The organism is Nocardia violaceofusca NBRC 14427 (assembly GCF_963869435.1).
GTDB lineage: Bacteria > Actinomycetota > Actinomycetes > Mycobacteriales > Mycobacteriaceae > Nocardia > Nocardia aobensis.
This window is the reverse complement of the sequence record NZ_CAWMPM010000002.1, coordinates 69,082-85,536: the sequence shown is the minus strand read 5'-3', so window position 1 is coordinate 85,536 and position 16,455 is coordinate 69,082. Positions and strand designations below refer to the sequence as shown.

The following is a 16,455-nucleotide window of genomic DNA, read 5'->3' as shown; positions in this document are numbered from 1 at the left end:
CGCGGCGTCGCGGTTCGATGTCGCCGCGTTCGGGCGCGGGTGGCTGCGCGGGGGCGGGGCGACGCCGAGCGCTCGGTTCGGCGGAGGTGGCGTCGGGCTGTTCACGTCGTGGCGGACGTTGCGCGGGGGATGGGGTCGCTCGCCGGGTGCGCTCACTGTCGCGCTGGTCGGCGGGGGTGGCGATGCCGCGACTCCAGGGCGGGGTGCCCGCCCGGACATTGCGCGGATTATGTCGACCGGACCGATCAGACGGCGACTCGTCGTCGGGCCGCGCGTGCCGCGATCGACCGCTGCCGGCGCGGGGATCCACCACCGGGATCGGTTCGGTTTCGTCGTTCATTTCGCCGTTCAGTCTTTCATTCCCGGGTATGGGAAAGCTGAGAATGAGCTTTATCGGGTTGTGACATCCTGCACGATGACGGCCACGAATGCATACCCGCCGCGCGGGCTAGTCCGCTGCGGCAGCGCGGAATCCGAGGATCGCGCACAGGTTGTCGAGGTGGATGTCGAACACCTGCGCGCGGTCGGTGAAGGTCTGCGCGCCGTACATGTCGAAGACGTCGAAGCTGACCGCCCCGAACAGGCCCGTCCACACCGTCAGCGTGCGCACCATCGCCCAGTCCGGCATCTCGAGCCCGAATTCGGCGCGGATGCGTTCGATGTCGGCCACCAGTTCGGCCGGGGCCGCCGGGACGGGCTCGGGGGTCGCGAGTTCGCCCGTGCGGCAAGCGGTTTCGACGATGGTCAGCAGGGACCCGATCACCCGGGTGCCGGGGGCGGTGGTCTCCTGGGCGGGCGCGTCGTAGCCGGGGACGGGGGTGCCGAACAGCAGTCCGTAGCGGGCCGGTTCGGCCAGCGCCCAGTCGCGCACGGCGTGAGCCAGCACCCGCAGCCTGGTGGCGCCGTCGGCCGGGGCGCCGGCCAGGGCGGCGTCGACGGCGTCGGCCAGTTCGGTGTAGCCGTCGACGACGAGCATGGTCAGCAGTTCGTCGCGGCTGCGCACGTAGCGGTACACCGCCGAGGAGACCACGCCGAGATCGCGGGCGACGGCGCGCAGCGACAGCGCCGCGGCGCCGTGCACCGCGAGATGTTCACGGCCGATGCGCACGATTTCGTCCATCGTGCGGGCCCGGGCGCGGGATCGGGGTGTGCTCATGCTCCCAGCCTGCCATATAGAGAGCGGTGCTTACCAGAGTGATCGGCGATCTGGCGATTCCGGTCATACCTGGATCTGCACGCCGACCAGGCGAGACACCATTTAGGGGTACCGAGAGACACACCTAAAATACTCGGTAGTAGCGTTGATATTCGTCACCGGCGACACACACTCACGGAGGCCCGATGAGACACCATGCGCAGCCCGTTCCCGGGGCCGACCGGTTGCGGATGGCCCGCACCCCGCAGGAGCGGCCATGACCGCACACGACACCGATTTCGACGTCCTGATCGTCGGCTCCGGATTCGGCGGCAGCGTCACCGCGCTGCGCCTGGTCGAAAAGGGCTACCGGGTCGGCATTCTCGAGGCAGGTCGCCGCTTCGCCGACGACGAACTGCCCGAAACCAGTTGGGACCTGCGCAAATTCCTGTGGGCGCCCGCGCTGGGCTGTTACGGCATCCAGCGCATCCACCTGCTGCGCGATGTGCTGATCCTCGGCGGCGCGGGCGTGGGCGGCGGCTCGCTCAACTACGCCAACACCCTCTACGTCCCGCCGGAGCCGTTCTTCCAGGACAATCAGTGGCGCGACATCACCGATTGGCGCGCCGAGCTGACCCCCTACTACGAGCAGGCCACCAAAATGCTGGGCGTGGTGCGCAACCCGCACATCACCCCCGCCGACGAGGTGTTCAAACAGGTCGCCGACGACATGGGTGTCGGTGACACCTTCGTGCAGACCCCGGTCGGGGTGTTCTTCGGCGAGCCCGGCAAGACCGTGGCCGACCCGTATTTCGGCGGCGTCGGCCCGCAGCGCACCGGCTGCCTGGAATGCGGCGAATGTATGACCGGTTGCCGCCACGGCGCCAAGAACACCCTGGTGAAGAACTACCTGTATCTGGCCGAGCAGGCCGGAGCGCAGGTGCTGCCGCTGACCACGGCGACCGCGGTGCGGCCGCTGCCCGACGGCAGCTGGCAGGTCGACACCCGCCGCACCGGCGCGAAGATCCGCCGCTCACCGGCCTCCTACACCGCCGGGCACGTCGTCCTCGCCGCCGGCACCCGCGGCACCCAGAAGCTGCTGTTCGACATGCGCGACAAGGGAATTCTGCCCAAGTTGTCGCCGCGGCTGGGCGAGCTGACCCGCACCAACTCCGAATCCATTCTCGGCGCGGCGACCCGGACCGTCGACCCCGGCCGCGACTTCACCCGCGGTGTCGCGATCACCTCCTCCATCCACCCCACCCCCGACACCCACATCGAACCGGTCCGCTACGGCAAGGGATCCAATTCGATGGGGCTGCTGCAGACACTGATGGTCGACGGCGGCGGCCGGATCCCGCGCTGGCTGCGTTTCCTGCTGGAGGTGCTGCGCCATCCGCTGACCCTGCTGCGCATGCTCAGCGTGCGCGACTGGAGCGAGCGCACCGTCATTTCGCTCGTGATGCAGCATCTGGACAACTCCATCACCACCTACACCAAGCGGGGCGTGTTCGGCCGCAAGCTGACCTCCAAACAGGGCCACGGCGAACCGAATCCGACCTGGATCCCGGCCGGTAACGATGTCACCCGGCGTGTGGCGGAAAAGATCGGCGGCACCGCGGGCGGCACCTGGGGCGAGGTGTTCAACATCCCGCTGACCGCCCACTTCCTGGGCGGTGCGGCGATCGGCGCCGACCCCGAACACGGTGTCATCGACCCCTACCATCGCGTCTACGGCTATCCGACGCTCAGCGTCGTCGACGGAGCGGCGGTATCGGCGAACCTGGGTGTGAACCCGTCGCTGACGATCACCGCGCAGGCCGAACGCGCGGCCGCGCTGTGGCCGAACAAGGGCGAAAACGACACCCGCCCTTCGCAGGACAGCCCCTACCAGCGCATTTCCCCGATCGCGCCGCGCCGGCCCGTAGTTCCGGCCTCGGCGCCGGCGGCTTTGGTGTTGCCGATCGTCGAAATCAATCGCGACAGCGCCTGATTCATCCGCGCGCCCTCGATCCGGCCGCCGTGGCGATATCTCGCCACGGCGGCCGGATCAGTTCGCGGAGATGTGCGCGAAACCCATCGGCGAGGTCGGCGGCGGCGCGGACGTGAGCGGTGCCCGGAATTCCTGCAGCGCGGCGAGCACGTCGACGTGCCGCCCGGCATAGCAGCGCACCTGCGGTAGCGCGTGGGCGACCTCGCTGCGTTCCATCGCCTCGGCGTCGATATAGCCGATCGCGTCGAGTTCGATCCGCAACTGGGCCGCGATCCGGGTGATCGCCGCCGATTTGCGACCCCACCCGACCTCGACAGCGGCGAACAGCCCGTGCAGGCCGTGACGTTCCAATTTGTCGGTCGTCCAGGACCATTCGCCACGGCTGGCCACGGCGTGCATCACACCCCGGCCGGTCAGGGTGTGCAGCGCCCGCACCGCGTCCGGGCGTAGCGCACCACTGGTCGAATCGCAGACCACACCGTCCCACATGGTGTTGTCCAGTTCCCAGACAAGACATTTCACTGCCGGTGCTGTCATCTCGCCCCTACGGTCCACTCTCCTCAACACCCACCTCGGCCACGCCCGCGGGCACGGCCGATGGGTACACCGCCACCATCCAGGTACCGATTGTGCCGGACAAGCCCCCGCTTTCCTGGGCCGGTCCCGCGAGAGGTCATAGTAGGGATGCGGGGCCGCGCACACCAGCCCTGGCAAACCACTGGCTCGCGGCGCGGCTCACAGCGTCGGGATCACCAGCGGGACGGCCTCCACCGGATGCCCGGCCTGGATCGGCTCGCCGATCGAGGCCACCCGCCAGATGCCGCCGTCGCGATACACCTTCGCCACCACCATGCCGGTGTGTGGCCCGCCGCCGCGCAGATTGCCCCGCGCCAGCTCGGCGGTCGAGGACCCGTCGATCATGCGCCAGTAGCCGTTTCGGATGCGTTCGAAGGTGTGCCCCGCATACGAGGTGACCACGAAGACCACCGACGTCACCTGCGCCGGCAGCCGGGCCAGGTCCACGGTGATGACCTCGTCGTCGCCCTTACCGTCACCGGTCAGGTTGTCCCCGGAGTGGCGCACCGCACCGTCGCGGGAGGAAAGCTGCTGGTAGAACGCCACATCCACGAGTGTCTGGCCCACGAACAGCAGCGCCGAGGCGTCCAGGTCGATCTCGAGGGCGCGCAGCCCGCGCGGGCCGTGCACCTTCATCGGATCCCACCCGACCCCCATCTTCACCATCGACAGCTCACCCTTGCGGATCTGGTTGAGCGCCACCTCCTGGCCGGGCGCCAGCACCGCCGGGCCGCGATAGGGCAGATCGTCCGTCCCGCCGCCCACCGAGACCCCGTGCGCGGTCACCAGTGCCGCGAAGCCTGCTGGGAATCCGTGCCCGAGCGGGCGCACCTGCCAGGTGCTGCCGACACGGTCCAGATCGGCGACGATCACCGCCGGTTCCTCACCGAGGCCGTCGACGGTGTACTCGTACACCGCATTTCCGCTCGGATCGGCGACGATCAGCTGCGGCGGCGCGTGGTCACCGAAGCGATCCTGCTGATCCTCGAGCGAGGCCACGATCCGCACATGCTCGATTTCCGGTGGGAGCGAACGCAATCCGATCGACAGCTCCGGCCGCCCGGAGGCCAGGCGCACCCCGTGCGCGGCGGGCTGGTTGTAGAAGATCAGATCGGTTTCGTCACGGACCCTGCCGGCCGAATTCAGCAGCAGCGCCGAAACATCGACGGGTTCGCTGTGCCGGACGGATACGACGACCTCGTCGTGGGTCAGACGGTCCACCTGTCCCTTGGTCAACTGAGCGGCCACCCTTCCACTCTACGTCGAGTTCCCGCGGTATTCGGGCAACACGGGCGCGTCCGCCCCGCCGATTCCGGTACGCCCGGGCGTGGCGGGTAGCGTGAGACGCGACGGTGGAGCGCGACGTCGAGAGGGACACGAATGAGGTCGGGGGCGCGACGAGGACCCGGTCGCGGGCCGCGGTGGGTCACGGCGGCCGCGGTGGTCTCGGCCGTACTCGCGGTGGCAGGATGCGGCAGCGACGACTCCGCGATCACCGAATCCGCCGGGCCCGCAACCACCACGGCCACACCGACCACCACGGCCACGCCGACACCCTCCGAGGCGCCGACCGGCCCGAGCGGCGGCGCGCCGACTACCGAACCCACCACCGATCCCTTCGCCGGCAGCCCGCTGATCGATCACACCGAATGGACCGACGATCCCGACGGCCGCCGTCTGCACGTCTACCCGACCGCCGCCGGGCGCGCCGACCAATTCCCCGCCGCCCTGGACCGCGCCTGGTCGGAGGTGCTCGCTGACTCCCCCGACGCCGATTCGCCGGGTATGTACGACCAATTCGAATGTCATTGGGTGTGGGCGCGAATGGTCGCGCCGAACAAGCCGAGCTGGAATCTGGAGCCGTGGCGCCCGGCCGTCGGCTACCAGGCCACCGTCCAGGCGATGTGCAATCCCGGCGGCCCCGATCCGGCCGGTAACTGACCGCGAAACTCTCCCGCTCCGACCACGTTCCGCGCTCCTGGACGATCGACCGGTGAAATGCGTTGTCCGCGATCGGGTTCGAAGGCCTCCGCGGCGATAGGTATCGTGGATATGGTCGCCAGCGTACGAGCCGAAGGGAGCGTCACGTTGCGGTCGCCGACCCCTCGGCCCGCGCACGCCCACCCGGCGAGCGCCCCGGCCTCCGCGCACACTCCCGCGCACACCACCGCCCGGATCCCTTCGCCCCCTGCGGGCGAACCGTCCGGCCGGGCGCACACCGAGACCGCCGCAGCGCGCGACCCGGGAGCCGTGCGCGACCTGTTCCCCGCGCTCACCGGCGACGGGCCCGTCTATCTGGACAGCGCCGCAACCACTCAGAAACCGCTGCCGGTGATCGAGGCGATCGAGGGCTATCACCGCCGCCACACCGCCAATTCCGGACGCGGCACCTATCCGTGGGCGACGACGCTGACCCGCGCGATCGAACAGGTCCGCGCCGATACCGCCCGCTTCCTGCACGCCGAGCCCGACGAGGTGGTGTTCACCTCGGGCGCGACGGCCGGCCTCAACGCGGTCGCGCTCGCCTGGGGGCTGACCACCCTCACCGACGGCGACGAAATCCTCTACAGCCCAAGCGATCACGCCTCCAACGTGTATCCGTGGCTGCAGTTGCGGGCCACGCTGGCCCATTTCGGCCGCCCGGTGCGGCTGGTCCCCTACCGGACCACCGCGCTGGGCGAGGCCGATATCGACGACATCGCCGCCAAACTCGGGCCACGCACCCGGCTGCTGACCGTCAGCCACCTCCACCACGTCTACGGTGCCCGCAACACCCTCGAGGAGTTGCGCGGCCGGCTCGACCCCCGGGTGGCGGTGTGTTTCGACTGCAGCCAGAGCGGCGGGCACATCCCGGTCGACGTGCGGGAGCTGGGCGCGGATTTCGCGGTGTTGTCGGCGCACAAGATGTTCGCCGCGCCCGGCACGGGGGTGCTGTTCTGCCACCGCCGCATCCACGACCAGCTGGGCCCGTTCCTGCCGGGCGGCAACTCCGGTGTGAGCGTGCGGGATTCGGCGCTGCTGCCGGCGCGGATGCCGCATCGCCTGGAGGGCGGAACCCACAACATCCCGGGCATCCTGGCTCTCGGGGAGGCCCTGCGGGTACTCGATTCGATCGGTATCGACACCGTCGAACAGCACAACCGGATGCTGACCCGCCGCCTCGTGGACGGTATGCGCGCACTACCCGGGCTGCGCCTGCTGCCCGGACCCGCACACGCCCGGTGCGATACCGGATACGGCATCGTGTCGTTCACCCTCGACGGCATCACCGCCACCGACCTCGGCTTCGTGCTCTCGGAACTGGGTTTCCTCGTGCGCACCGGCGCGCACTGCGTCCCCTCCGGCACCGCCGCCTCTACCGACGACGCCGAAGTGGTTGCGGCCGAAGCAGATTCGGTACGCGTGAGTACCCATGTCTACACCACGACCGAGGAGATCGACCGGTTCCTCGCTTGCCTCACCACCATCGCCACGGAGGTCCGATGACCACACGCCGCGAATCCGCCGCGCCCGCCGTCTCCACCGTCGATCCCCGCCCGGACTCCGGGGCCACCGTGGACACGGCGGCGGAGGGCAGCGCGTCGGATTACGATCGCCGCACCGCGTCTCGGATCCTCGCCGAACTGGCCCGTCCCGGTCTGTTCACCGCCGCCATACCCACCGCGGCGCGCACCGTCGCGGTCACCCGCACACCGTTGCGGCCCGAACCGGGCAGCCATCTGACGTTGTCGCAGCGGCTGTATCTGGAGTCGTTCATGCGTCCGTGCCGCGCCGATCAGGTCACCAGCGCCACCCATCGGGTGGTGTGGACCGACAGCGACGGCATTCCCAACACCGGCCACGTCCGCGCCGGCGGTCTCGGGCCGATCGTGCCGGTCGCGGTCCGCGAAACCGTGCTCGCCCTGTGGCACAGCCTCGACACCGATACCGCGCTGGCCGAACGGATCGCGGCGCTCGCCCCGCACGACCGCGCGGTTCTGGGCGCGACCACCACCGATCAGGATCCGATCGACGTTCTGCGCGTGGGCATCGAAGCGACCGGCCGGGCATTGGCACAGCACGCACTGCTGGCCGAGTCCACACCGTATCGGACTGCCACCGAATTCGCTTGTGGGCTACGCGATTCCGGCATCTTCGCCGCGGTCGCCACCCGCTGGTACTGGGAGCAGCAGGCCTCCACCTATCGGCGCGGCATGATCGCGGCCGCCTTCGACACCCAGCCCGACGGCACCGTCCGCTACACCGCCGACACGATCGCCACCCTGCGCGCGATGAAGGACGCCACCATCCACGACGCCCACACCGTGATGCGCCGCGCCACGACCGAGGAGGGCCTGTCGGTGGAGGCGGCCATCGCCAGATATCACGATGAACTCGACCTGATCTCACGCCAATACGCGCTGCTGCCGCCGGGAGCGCGCCCGTCGTGCCTGGCGGCGATGCCGCATCGCGTCGACGGCGAACACTACAGTCTGCTGCCCGAGGTGGTCGATCGGTTCGTGGATCTGTTCACCCAGACCGTGTCCGGACTCGACATCATCGAAACACCCGATGCCACCGGCGATCTCGCGGGCACGGCCGGCCATCTGTTCTATGTGCCGGATATGAATTGCAAACACTGTGTGCGCACCATCGGCGGCGTACTGGAATCGATGCAGATCGCGGTGCACGAGATCGATCTGATCAGCAAACGGGTGCGCGCCGAATTCCGCAGCGCCCGCAACCGGCACCGGGCCTTCGAAGCGCTGCGCGACAGCGGTTACAACCCGACCCTCGCGGCCCCGGGCCCGGCCGAATGAGCGCACCGCCCGCGTTACCGGCGCTGCTGCATCCGCTGGTCCGCGCCTATCTCGACTGCCCGCCTGCGCTCACCGCGGCCGTCGCCCGGTTCGGCACGCCGGCGCATCTGCTGTTCCCGCAGGTCTACCTCGACAATCTGCGACAGCTCCGAGCCGTAGCGATGCGGCATCGGCTGCGCCATCGAATCTGCTACGCGCACAAGGTGAACCATTCCCGGGCGCTGCTGGCGACCGCGCACCGTGCCGGCATCGGTGTCGATGTGGCCTCCGCCCAAGAGCTCACCGCGGCCCGCGACGTGGGATTCGCACCTGCCGACATCGAGGTGACCGGGCCGAAGGGCAGGCGGCTGCTGAGCGCACTCGCCGGATCCGGTGTGACGGTGAACGTGGACAATCCGTGGGAGTTGCGCGAGCTGGCGGCTCTGGCCGATCCGTCGGCACCGATCCCGGTGCTGCTGCGGCTGAGCGGATTCCCCGGCCCCGGCGGACAGGTGGCGGTGAGCCGGTTCGGCATCGGCCCCGGCGAGGTAGCCGAACAGCTGACGCTGCTGACCCAGTGCCGGGATCGAATCAGTTTGCGCGGTTTCGCTTTTCATCTCGATTCGGGCGATATCGGTGAACGGGTGCGCGCGATGGAGGCGTGCCTGGGCTGGATCGAACGCGCCTACGCCCACGGCCTCACCCCCACGGTGCTCGACATCGGCGGCGGGTTCCGCCAGGTCTTCACCGCCGACGCCGACCGCTTCGACCATTACACGCTGGCTCTGCGGGAATCGCTGATCGGGCGCGGCGAGCCCATGAGCTGGGCAGGCAATACCTTCGGCTACACCGTCGACGACACCGGCGCCCACGGCATCCCGATCTTCCACAAATACGCCAACACGATGTCGGGGCCGCGGATGCTCGACGACCTGCTCGCCGCACCCCTGGCCGCGCACGGCGGGCAACCGCTGGCGCGGGTACTCGCCGACAACCTGCTGGAACTATGGTGCGAACCGGGCAAGGCGCTGGCCGACCATACCGGAATCACCGTGGCGGGCGTGGAATTCGTCAAACGCACAGTCGACGGCAGCATCGTGGTGACCGTCGACATCGGACGTGACACGATCACGCCCGCCGACCAGGAGGTGATGGTGGATCCGCTGCTGCTGCCCGGACCCGAATCCGCGGACCGCGCCGCCGACGATCCCGGCGGTCCGGTCGGGGTGTACATCGGCGGGCATCTGTGCCTGGAACGCGATCTGATCAGCAATCACAAGGTGTGGTTGCCGCGCCTGCCGCAGCCCGGTGATCTGCTGGTTTTCCCGAATACCGGCGCCTATCACATGGATTTGTCGGCAGCGCGCGCGTCGATGCATCCACTGCCACCGAAGTTGGCCGTCACTTACGGCGACGACGGTTTCCACGTGGTGCCCGACGCCGACTATCGTCCCGGGAGGTCGTGATGCGCTACGACGACATCACCGGCCTGATCGGCGATACACCGCTGCTGCGGCTGGATCCGGCCGTGCACCGGCTGCCCGGGGTGGAACTGTATGCCAAGCTCGAGTTCTACAACCCGTTCGGTTCGGTGAAGGACCGCGTCGCCTGGGGCATGATCCGCGACGAGCTCGACGAGATCACCGCCCGCGGGCAGACCCTCATCGAGGCCTCCAGCGGCAACACCGCCAAGGCGCTGCGGTTGCTGGGCGCCCGCCACGGTGTGGGCCTGCACGCGGTGACCAACCGGATCAAGGTCGACGAGGTGCGCGATCTGCTGCAACTGTTCGGCACGCGCATCGAGGAGTTGCCGGGACTGTCGGAATGCCCGGATCCGACCACCCCCAACGACGTCTACTCGGTGATCGAGACGACGATGGCGAAAAACCCCGGCGCCTACCATCATCCGTCGCAGTACACCAACGAGAAGAACATCGACGCCCACTACCACGGCACCGGGCGCGAGATCCACGACGATCTTGCCGCCGCCGGCATGGGCGCCGACTACCTCATCGGCGGACTCGGCACCACCGGATCCACCCGCGGCACCGCCACCTATCTGCGCAAACATCATCCCGAGCTGCGCACGATCGCGGTGGTGTCGCAACGCGGCGATTTCATTCCCGGTATCCGGTCGGAGACCGAGATGTGGGATGTGGGGTTGTTCCAGCCGGAGTTCTACGACCGGATCGTGACGATCGACGCGGCCCGGGCGATCGAGGCCACCCTCGAATTGGCCACCGGCTACGGCATTCTCGCCGGCCCCACCAGCGGCGCTGGATACGCCGCCGCGCTGGAGGTGTTGCGCGAGCTGCCGCCGCGACCGTCCCCGGTCGTGGCGGTGCTGATCGTGTGCGACCGCATCGAACCGTATCTGTCCTACCTCAAGAAGCGGCGCCCGGACCTGTTCGGCCGCACGAGTTCCGTCGTGCCCGCACCCACCGACGCGGAACTCGACGCCGTCCGCGAACTGTCCCCGGACGAGTTGCGTGAACTCGACGCCACCGGCCGCCCGACGATCGTCGATACCCGCGGTGCGATGGCCTACCGGATCGGGCACATCCCGGGCGCGATCAACATCCGCGACGACCAACTCGACGACATGTTCGCCCACGGCGTGCCGTTCTCCCGCTCGCGCCCACTGGTTTTCGTCTGCCCCGTGGGTGATCTGTCGCGCCGCTTCGCCGCCGCGGCCGCCCGCGCGGGCTACGATGCGGCAAGCCTGGCGGGCGGCATCGTCGCCTGGCGCGACGCCGGGTTCGACCTGGAAAGCGCGGCGCCACCGGCGATCTGAGCATCGGCGTCCGGACGCTGCCCGCACACCGCCTTCCCACCGCCACCGCCCCCGCACGCGCGTGAAGGGGGCGGTGTGCACGGCTACCGTGGTTCGGTATGGCGGTGACGGTGCTGGTACCACACGAGATCGGGGTGGCGGCCCTGGCGCATCTCGACGGTGTGACCGCCTTGCACTATCACCACGGTGTGCTGCCGCCGGGCGCCAAGGCGGCGCGGGTGCTGATTCCCGATTTCCCGGCCCGCGCCGACACGGTCGCGCTCGCCCACCGGCTTCCGGAACTGGGTCTGGTGCAACTGCTCACCTCGGGCGCCGACGGCTGGGTGGGCGCACTGCCCGAGGGGGTGCTGCTGTCGAACGCGCGGGGCGCGCACGGCGACGGGGTGGCCGAATGGATTCTGGGCGCGCTGATCGCATTGTGCCGCGATTTCGCGGTTTTCGCCCGTGCCCGGCAGGAACGCCGCTGGGCCACCCGCCCCACCGGCACCCTGTACGGGAAGAAGGTGCTCATCGTCGGCGCCGGCGATCTCGCCCGCGCCCTGATCCGCGCGCTGGCGCCGTTCCGGACGCAGGTGACGATCGTGGCGAGGACCGCGCGGGCGGGAGTGCACCCGGTCGGTGAGCTGCCCGCACTGCTGCCCGACCACGACATCGTGGTGCTGGCGGTACCGGCGACCCCCCACACCCATGGGCTGGCCGATGCGAGGATGCTGGCCCGCATGCCCGACGGCGCGATTCTGGTGAACGTCTCGCACGGGCCGGTGGTCGACACCGCAGCCCTTGTCGCCGAACTGTATTCGCATCGGCTGCGCGCCGCGCTCGATGTCACCGATCCCGAACCGCTGCCACCGGATCATCCGCTGTGGGGTGCGCCGGGACTGTTTCTCACCCCGCATGTCGCGGGCGCCGGCAGTCACAGCACGAGCCGCGCCTACGCGGTGGCCGCCGCCCAGATCGAGCGGTTCCTCACCGGACGGATACCGGACAACCTGGTGAGCACACGGTAATCGGAGGTCGTAAGTGGTTGCCGCGCATCGGCTTTCATCGCGGGCGCGGCCGGCGGATGTGTTCGGTCATGGCCTCGGCGATCGGCGCCGGCGGGGGCGCGGCCGGCGCGGCCTCGGTGCGGGCGTCGTGGGAGATGCGGATCAGCAGTGCCACGATCACATAGTTGGCCAGCAGCGACGATCCGCCGTAGGACATGAACGGCGTGGTCAGGCCGGTCAGCGGAATCAGCTTGGTCACACCGCCGATCACCACGAACAGCTGCCAGCCCACCGAGAACGCGAGCCCGCCGCCGAGCAGTTTCCCGAACGCGTCACGCGTGGCCAGGGCCGCGGCGAAACCGCGCACGGTGATCACCCCGAACAGCAGGATCACCGCCGTCAGCCCGAACAACCCCAATTCCTCACCGATGGTGGAGATGATGAAGTCGGTTTTGGCGAACGGCACCTCCTGCGGCCGGCCCGCCCCGAGCCCGGTCCCCCACAATCCGCCGGTTCCCAGCCCGAACAATCCCTGCGCGATCTGATAGCCGTTGGTGTAGTAGGTGGCCATCGGATCCTCCCATACCCGCACCCGCACCCGCACGTGCGCGAACAGGTGGTAGGCGACCACGGCGCCGACCGCGAACATCGCCACCCCGATCAGCAGCCACGACGCCCGCCCGGTCGCGATGTACACCATCGCCAGCACCGTGCCGAACACCAGCAGCGAGAAACCCAGATTCTTCTCGTACACCAGCACCAGCACCGATACGAACGTCACCACCAGCAGCGGCCCCAGATCGCGCAGCCGCGGCACCGTGAAACCCAGCACCCGCTGCCCGGCCGCGCCGAACAGGTCCCGGTTGGCGACCAGGAACGCCGCCACGAAGATCAGCAGCAGCACCTTGGCGAATTCGCCGGGCTGAATCGAGAACCCGGAGAACAGGATCCAGCTCTTTCCGCCGTTGACCTCGCTGAAGCGGGCGGGTAGCACCGCCGGGATCAGCAACGCCACCACACCGGCCAGCCCGCACGTGTAGGCGTAGCGGGCGGGCTGCGTATGGTTGCGCACCACCACCAGCACCAGCGCGAACAACGCGATACCCGCTGCGGTCCAGATCAATTGGTGCGCGGCGTCCGACGACGGCGCGGCGACGCCCTTGGCGGCGGCGCTCGCGGCCTCGGCCCGGTCGAGCCGGTCGATCAGCACCAGCCCCAGCCCGTTGAGCAGCACCACGCACGGCAGGATCACCGGATCGGCGTGCGCGGCGAACTGCCGCACCGCCACGTGCGCCAGCAGCGTCAGCGCCGCGAACACCAGCAACGACCACTGCAGCGATCGGCCGTCGTCACCACCGGCGGCCGCGGACATGATCCACGCCGCGATACCCACCACGACCACCGCCGCGATACACAACATCAATTCCGTACGCCACGGCCGCCCGCGCACGATCGGTCCCGACGACATCCCGATCCGCAGCGCATTCATCGTGTCCAGTATGCGGATCACCGCCGCCGCGCGCCGCCCGGCCGTGCCGCGCCCGGACCGGCCGCGGTGCCCGGTTGCGCGAACTACCAGGATCGACTGGCACGATGAACGGGTGCATATCGCGTTCGGGGTTGTGGCCGTGCTCGCCGTGGCGGTCGCGCTGGCGGCGCTGGCCCGCCGCATCGGCATGGCCGAACCACTGCTGCTCACCGTCGCCGGGGTCGTCGCCTCCTACCTGCCGTTCGTCCCGCAGATCGACATCGATCCGGAGTGGGTGCTGCTGGGTCTGCTGCCACCGCTGCTGTACACGGCCTCGATCAGCACCTCGCTACTGGATTTCAAACCGAAGAAGGTGTCGATCACGCTGCTGTCGGTCGGCCTCGTGCTGGCCACCACCTTCGCGGTCGCGGCGGTGGTGTGGCAACTGCTGCCGGTGCCGTTCGCGGCCGCGGTCGCACTCGGCGCGATCGTCGCGCCGCCGGATGCGGTGGCCGCCATCGCGGTGGCCCGCCGGGTCGGGATGCCGCGGCGCATCGTAACTCTGCTCGAGGGCGAATCGTTGTTCAACGACGCCACCGCGCTGGTCGCGTTGCGCACCGCGATCGCCGCGATGGCGGGCAGTTTCAGCGTGTGGCAGGCCGGTGGCGACTTCGTCTACGCGGCCGCCGGTGGCGCGGTCATCGGCATCGCCGCGGCCGCGGTGCTGGTGCTGGTGCGCCGCCGCATCACCGATCCGGTGCTCGACACCGGCATCTCGTTGCTGGCGCCGTTCGCGGCGTATCTGCCCGCCGAGGCCGCCCACGCCTCCGGCGTGATCGCGGTCGTGGTGTGCGGGCTGATCCTCGGCCAGGGCGCCCCGGTGTGGCAGTCGGCGGCCTCCCGCGTGGCCGAACGCACGAACTGGCGCACCATCCAATTCCTGCTGGAGAGCGCGGTCTTCCTGCTGATCGGCCTGCAGGTCCGCCATATCGTCGACGACGCCTGGAACAGCGGACTCGACCACGCCACCATCGTGTTCACCGCGGTCGCCGTGCTGGTCACCGTCATCGTGGTGCGACCGATCTGGGTTTTTCCCGCCACCTACTTCTCCTGGTTCGTCGAAAGCCGTCCTCGCGGCAAGCCCAAACCCACCTGGACCGGTCCGGCGGTGGTGTCGTGGGCCGGGATGCGCGGTGTGGTCACCCTCGCCGCGGCCACCCTGCTGCCCGACGACACCCCGCAGCTGGCGACGCTGAAACTGCTGGCTCTGGTCGTGGTCGGCGGAACGCTTCTGCTGCAAGGTATTTCGCTGCCGGCGCTGGTGCGGGTGCTGCAACTGCGCGGTCCCAGCCGCGCCGAGGACGCGCTGCAGGAGGCCGCGCTGTTGCAGCAGGCCACCACCGCCGGACTCGAGGCACTCGACGAGGCGGTCGCCCCCGAAACCCCGCCCGAGGTGGTGACGAGCCTGCGTGACCGGGTGGCGCGGCGCAGCCACGCGGCGTGGGAACAGCTCGGGCGCGCGGAATCGGTGCGCGTCACTCCCAGCGGCGAATACCGGCGGCTGCGGCTGGTGATGCTGCACGCCGAACGCGAGGCGGTGCTGCGCGCCCGCGACGGCGGCGGGATCGACCACGAGGTCCTCGAACAGGTGATGACCGCGATCGATCTGGAGGAGTCCACGATCGACCGGATCAGCGAGGCCGACGACGACGAGGCCGCGGCTCCCCTGTCCGCCCCGGTCTCCGGCGGCTGCGAGCACCTCGTCGCCGCCCCGCACACCCACACCCCCGACCACCCCGACTGCTGTTCCGAATGCGTCGCCGAGGGACTGACGTGGGTACATCTGCGCATGTGCCTGACCTGCGGGCATATCGCCTGCTGCGATTCCTCGGTCGGCAACCACGCCACCAAGCACTTCCACGCCTCGACGCATCCGGTGATGCGCAGCGTGGAGCCCGGCGAGAAATGGCGCTGGTGTTATGTCGACGAAATCCTGGGCTGAACCCACCCGTTAGGCTCGGGACCGTGCGCACAGGTCAGGACTCCACCGACAACGACACCCGCATCTGGGGTGGTACCACGCTCACCGAGCGCCGCGAGGCGCGCCGGACCGCGTTGCTGGAGGCCGCGTTGGACCTGATCGGCGAGGCCGGGGCGGGCGCGGTCACCATGCGCGCCGTGTGCCGGCGCGCGGGGCTCACCGACCGCTACTTCTACGAAAGTTTCACCGGCCGCGACGATCTACTGGACGCGCTCTACCGGCAGGTCGCCGACGACTTCCGGGAACCGATGACCTCCTTCGCCGCGGCCGCCGATCCCGACCGCGACCGCGAACTGGCCACGGTGCTGGTCGACAAGGTGCTCGCCGATCCCCGCAAATCGCGGCTGTTCCTGGTCGAACCGTATTCGAGCACCGGTTTGGGCCAGACCACGATCGCGGTGATGCCGACGTTCACCCGGCTCATCCAGGATCATCTGTTCACCGATATCGATGATCCGATGCGGCGGCGGATGGCCGCGGTCACCATGGCCTCGGGCAATGCCGGACTGTTCGCGGCCTGGCTCAACGGTTCGCTGCGCGCCGACCGCGATCAGGTGGTGGACCATCTGGTCGCGGTGATCGGGGCGTATCGGTCGATGTATCGCGACTGACTTCCGGCCCCGCGCCGATGAATTCCGGCCGCGGCGCTCGTCTGTCTCCGTGAGAGCCCGTGCAGGAGAGTCG

The 16,455-nt window shown here is 69.4% G+C and carries 13 protein-coding genes and 1 pseudogene; 9 read left to right on the top strand and 5 right to left on the bottom strand.

Annotated features, from left to right (window positions below; translation table 11 throughout):
- A pseudogene (locus AC5592_RS02425) lies at positions 1–340 on the bottom strand (hypothetical protein); the annotation flags it as partial.
- Between the two features lie 108 nt (positions 341–448).
- Positions 449–1,156, bottom strand: a complete 708-nt coding sequence (locus AC5592_RS02420; RefSeq protein ID WP_063063236.1) for a TetR/AcrR family transcriptional regulator — start codon at positions 1,154–1,156, stop codon at positions 449–451.
- 256 nt (positions 1,157–1,412) lie between these two features.
- Between AC5592_RS02420 and AC5592_RS02415 the strand changes: the two genes are divergently transcribed.
- Positions 1,413–3,128 carry a GMC oxidoreductase gene (locus AC5592_RS02415; protein ID WP_036501132.1) on the top strand — a complete coding sequence of 572 codons (1,716 nt, stop codon included), beginning with the start codon at positions 1,413–1,415 and terminating at the stop codon, positions 3,126–3,128.
- Between the two features lie 57 nt (positions 3,129–3,185).
- Here AC5592_RS02415 and AC5592_RS02410 read toward each other — a convergent pair whose 3' ends face one another.
- Together AC5592_RS02410 and AC5592_RS02405 are read right to left on the bottom strand one after the other, a co-directional pair.
- Positions 3,186–3,665 (bottom strand): HAD-IIIC family phosphatase, encoded by a 480-nt coding sequence (locus tag AC5592_RS02410; RefSeq protein WP_036501131.1) that lies wholly within the window; start codon positions 3,663–3,665, stop codon positions 3,186–3,188.
- 198 nt (positions 3,666–3,863) lie between these two features.
- Positions 3,864–4,952 carry a TerD family protein gene (locus AC5592_RS02405; protein WP_063063235.1) on the bottom strand — a complete coding sequence of 363 codons (1,089 nt, stop codon included), beginning with the start codon at positions 4,950–4,952 and terminating at the stop codon, positions 3,864–3,866.
- A 192-nt stretch (positions 4,953–5,144) separates the two neighbouring features.
- On the opposite strand from AC5592_RS02405, the gene AC5592_RS02400 reads away from it, so the two are divergent.
- The 6 genes from AC5592_RS02400 (at position 5,145) to AC5592_RS02375 (ending at position 12,283) form a co-directional block, all read left to right on the top strand.
- On the top strand, positions 5,145–5,645 hold the full coding sequence (locus tag AC5592_RS02400) for a DUF2599 domain-containing protein (protein ID WP_036501129.1): 501 nt from the start codon (positions 5,145–5,147) through the stop codon (positions 5,643–5,645).
- Between the two features lie 111 nt (positions 5,646–5,756).
- Positions 5,757–7,190: an aminotransferase class V-fold PLP-dependent enzyme gene (locus AC5592_RS02395; protein WP_084506277.1), complete on the top strand. Its 1,434-nt coding sequence runs from the start codon at positions 5,757–5,759 to the stop codon at positions 7,188–7,190.
- A complete protein-coding gene (locus tag AC5592_RS02390) occupies positions 7,187–8,503 on the top strand; it encodes a heavy-metal-associated domain-containing protein (protein ID WP_232329158.1) in 1,317 nt (438 codons plus the stop codon). Before AC5592_RS02395 ends, AC5592_RS02390 begins: the two co-directional genes overlap by 4 nt.
- The gene (locus tag AC5592_RS02385; RefSeq protein WP_063063233.1) at positions 8,500–9,948 is read left to right on the top strand and encodes a type III PLP-dependent enzyme domain-containing protein; all 1,449 of its coding nucleotides are present in this window, start codon (positions 8,500–8,502) and stop codon (positions 9,946–9,948) included. The genes AC5592_RS02390 and AC5592_RS02385 overlap by 4 nt, the downstream gene beginning before the upstream one ends.
- The gene (locus AC5592_RS02380) at positions 9,948–11,276 is read left to right on the top strand and encodes a pyridoxal-phosphate dependent enzyme (protein WP_063063232.1); all 1,329 of its coding nucleotides are present in this window, start codon (positions 9,948–9,950) and stop codon (positions 11,274–11,276) included. Before AC5592_RS02385 ends, AC5592_RS02380 begins: the two co-directional genes overlap by 1 nt.
- A 98-nt stretch (positions 11,277–11,374) precedes the next feature.
- The gene (locus AC5592_RS02375; protein ID WP_063063231.1) at positions 11,375–12,283 is read left to right on the top strand and encodes a 2-hydroxyacid dehydrogenase; all 909 of its coding nucleotides are present in this window, start codon (positions 11,375–11,377) and stop codon (positions 12,281–12,283) included.
- 34 nt (positions 12,284–12,317) lie between these two features.
- Here AC5592_RS02375 and AC5592_RS02370 read toward each other — a convergent pair whose 3' ends face one another.
- Positions 12,318–13,751 (bottom strand): FtsW/RodA/SpoVE family cell cycle protein, encoded by a 1,434-nt coding sequence (locus AC5592_RS02370; protein ID WP_084506274.1) that lies wholly within the window; start codon positions 13,749–13,751, stop codon positions 12,318–12,320.
- Between the two features lie 112 nt (positions 13,752–13,863).
- Between AC5592_RS02370 and AC5592_RS02365 the strand changes: the two genes are divergently transcribed.
- The gene (locus AC5592_RS02365) at positions 13,864–15,732 is read left to right on the top strand and encodes a Na+/H+ antiporter (protein WP_036501123.1); all 1,869 of its coding nucleotides are present in this window, start codon (positions 13,864–13,866) and stop codon (positions 15,730–15,732) included.
- 23 nt (positions 15,733–15,755) lie between these two features.
- Complete coding sequence (locus tag AC5592_RS02360; RefSeq protein WP_063063230.1) at positions 15,756–16,382, top strand: TetR/AcrR family transcriptional regulator; 627 nt, start codon at positions 15,756–15,758, stop codon at positions 16,380–16,382.
- The last annotated feature ends 73 nt before the right edge of the window (positions 16,383–16,455 follow it).

Excerpts from the sequence above, each read along its gene's own strand:
- AC5592_RS02395 (WP_084506277.1), top strand. The coding sequence starts at position 5,757 with ATGGTCGCCAGCGTACGAGCCGAAGGGAGCGTCACGTTGCGGTCGCCG.
- AC5592_RS02415 (WP_036501132.1), top strand. The coding sequence starts at position 1,413 with ATGACCGCACACGACACCGATTTCGACGTCCTGATCGTCGGCTCCGGA.
- AC5592_RS02375 (WP_063063231.1), top strand. The coding sequence starts at position 11,375 with ATGGCGGTGACGGTGCTGGTACCACACGAGATCGGGGTGGCGGCCCTG.
- AC5592_RS02385 (WP_063063233.1), top strand. The coding sequence starts at position 8,500 with ATGAGCGCACCGCCCGCGTTACCGGCGCTGCTGCATCCGCTGGTCCGC.
- AC5592_RS02420 (WP_063063236.1), bottom strand. The coding sequence starts at position 1,156 with ATGAGCACACCCCGATCCCGCGCCCGGGCCCGCACGATGGACGAAATC.
- AC5592_RS02380 (WP_063063232.1), top strand. The coding sequence starts at position 9,948 with ATGCGCTACGACGACATCACCGGCCTGATCGGCGATACACCGCTGCTG.
- AC5592_RS02410 (WP_036501131.1), bottom strand. The coding sequence starts at position 3,665 with ATGACAGCACCGGCAGTGAAATGTCTTGTCTGGGAACTGGACAACACC.
- AC5592_RS02370 (WP_084506274.1), bottom strand. The coding sequence starts at position 13,751 with ATGAATGCGCTGCGGATCGGGATGTCGTCGGGACCGATCGTGCGCGGG.
- AC5592_RS02390 (WP_232329158.1), top strand. The coding sequence starts at position 7,187 with ATGACCACACGCCGCGAATCCGCCGCGCCCGCCGTCTCCACCGTCGAT.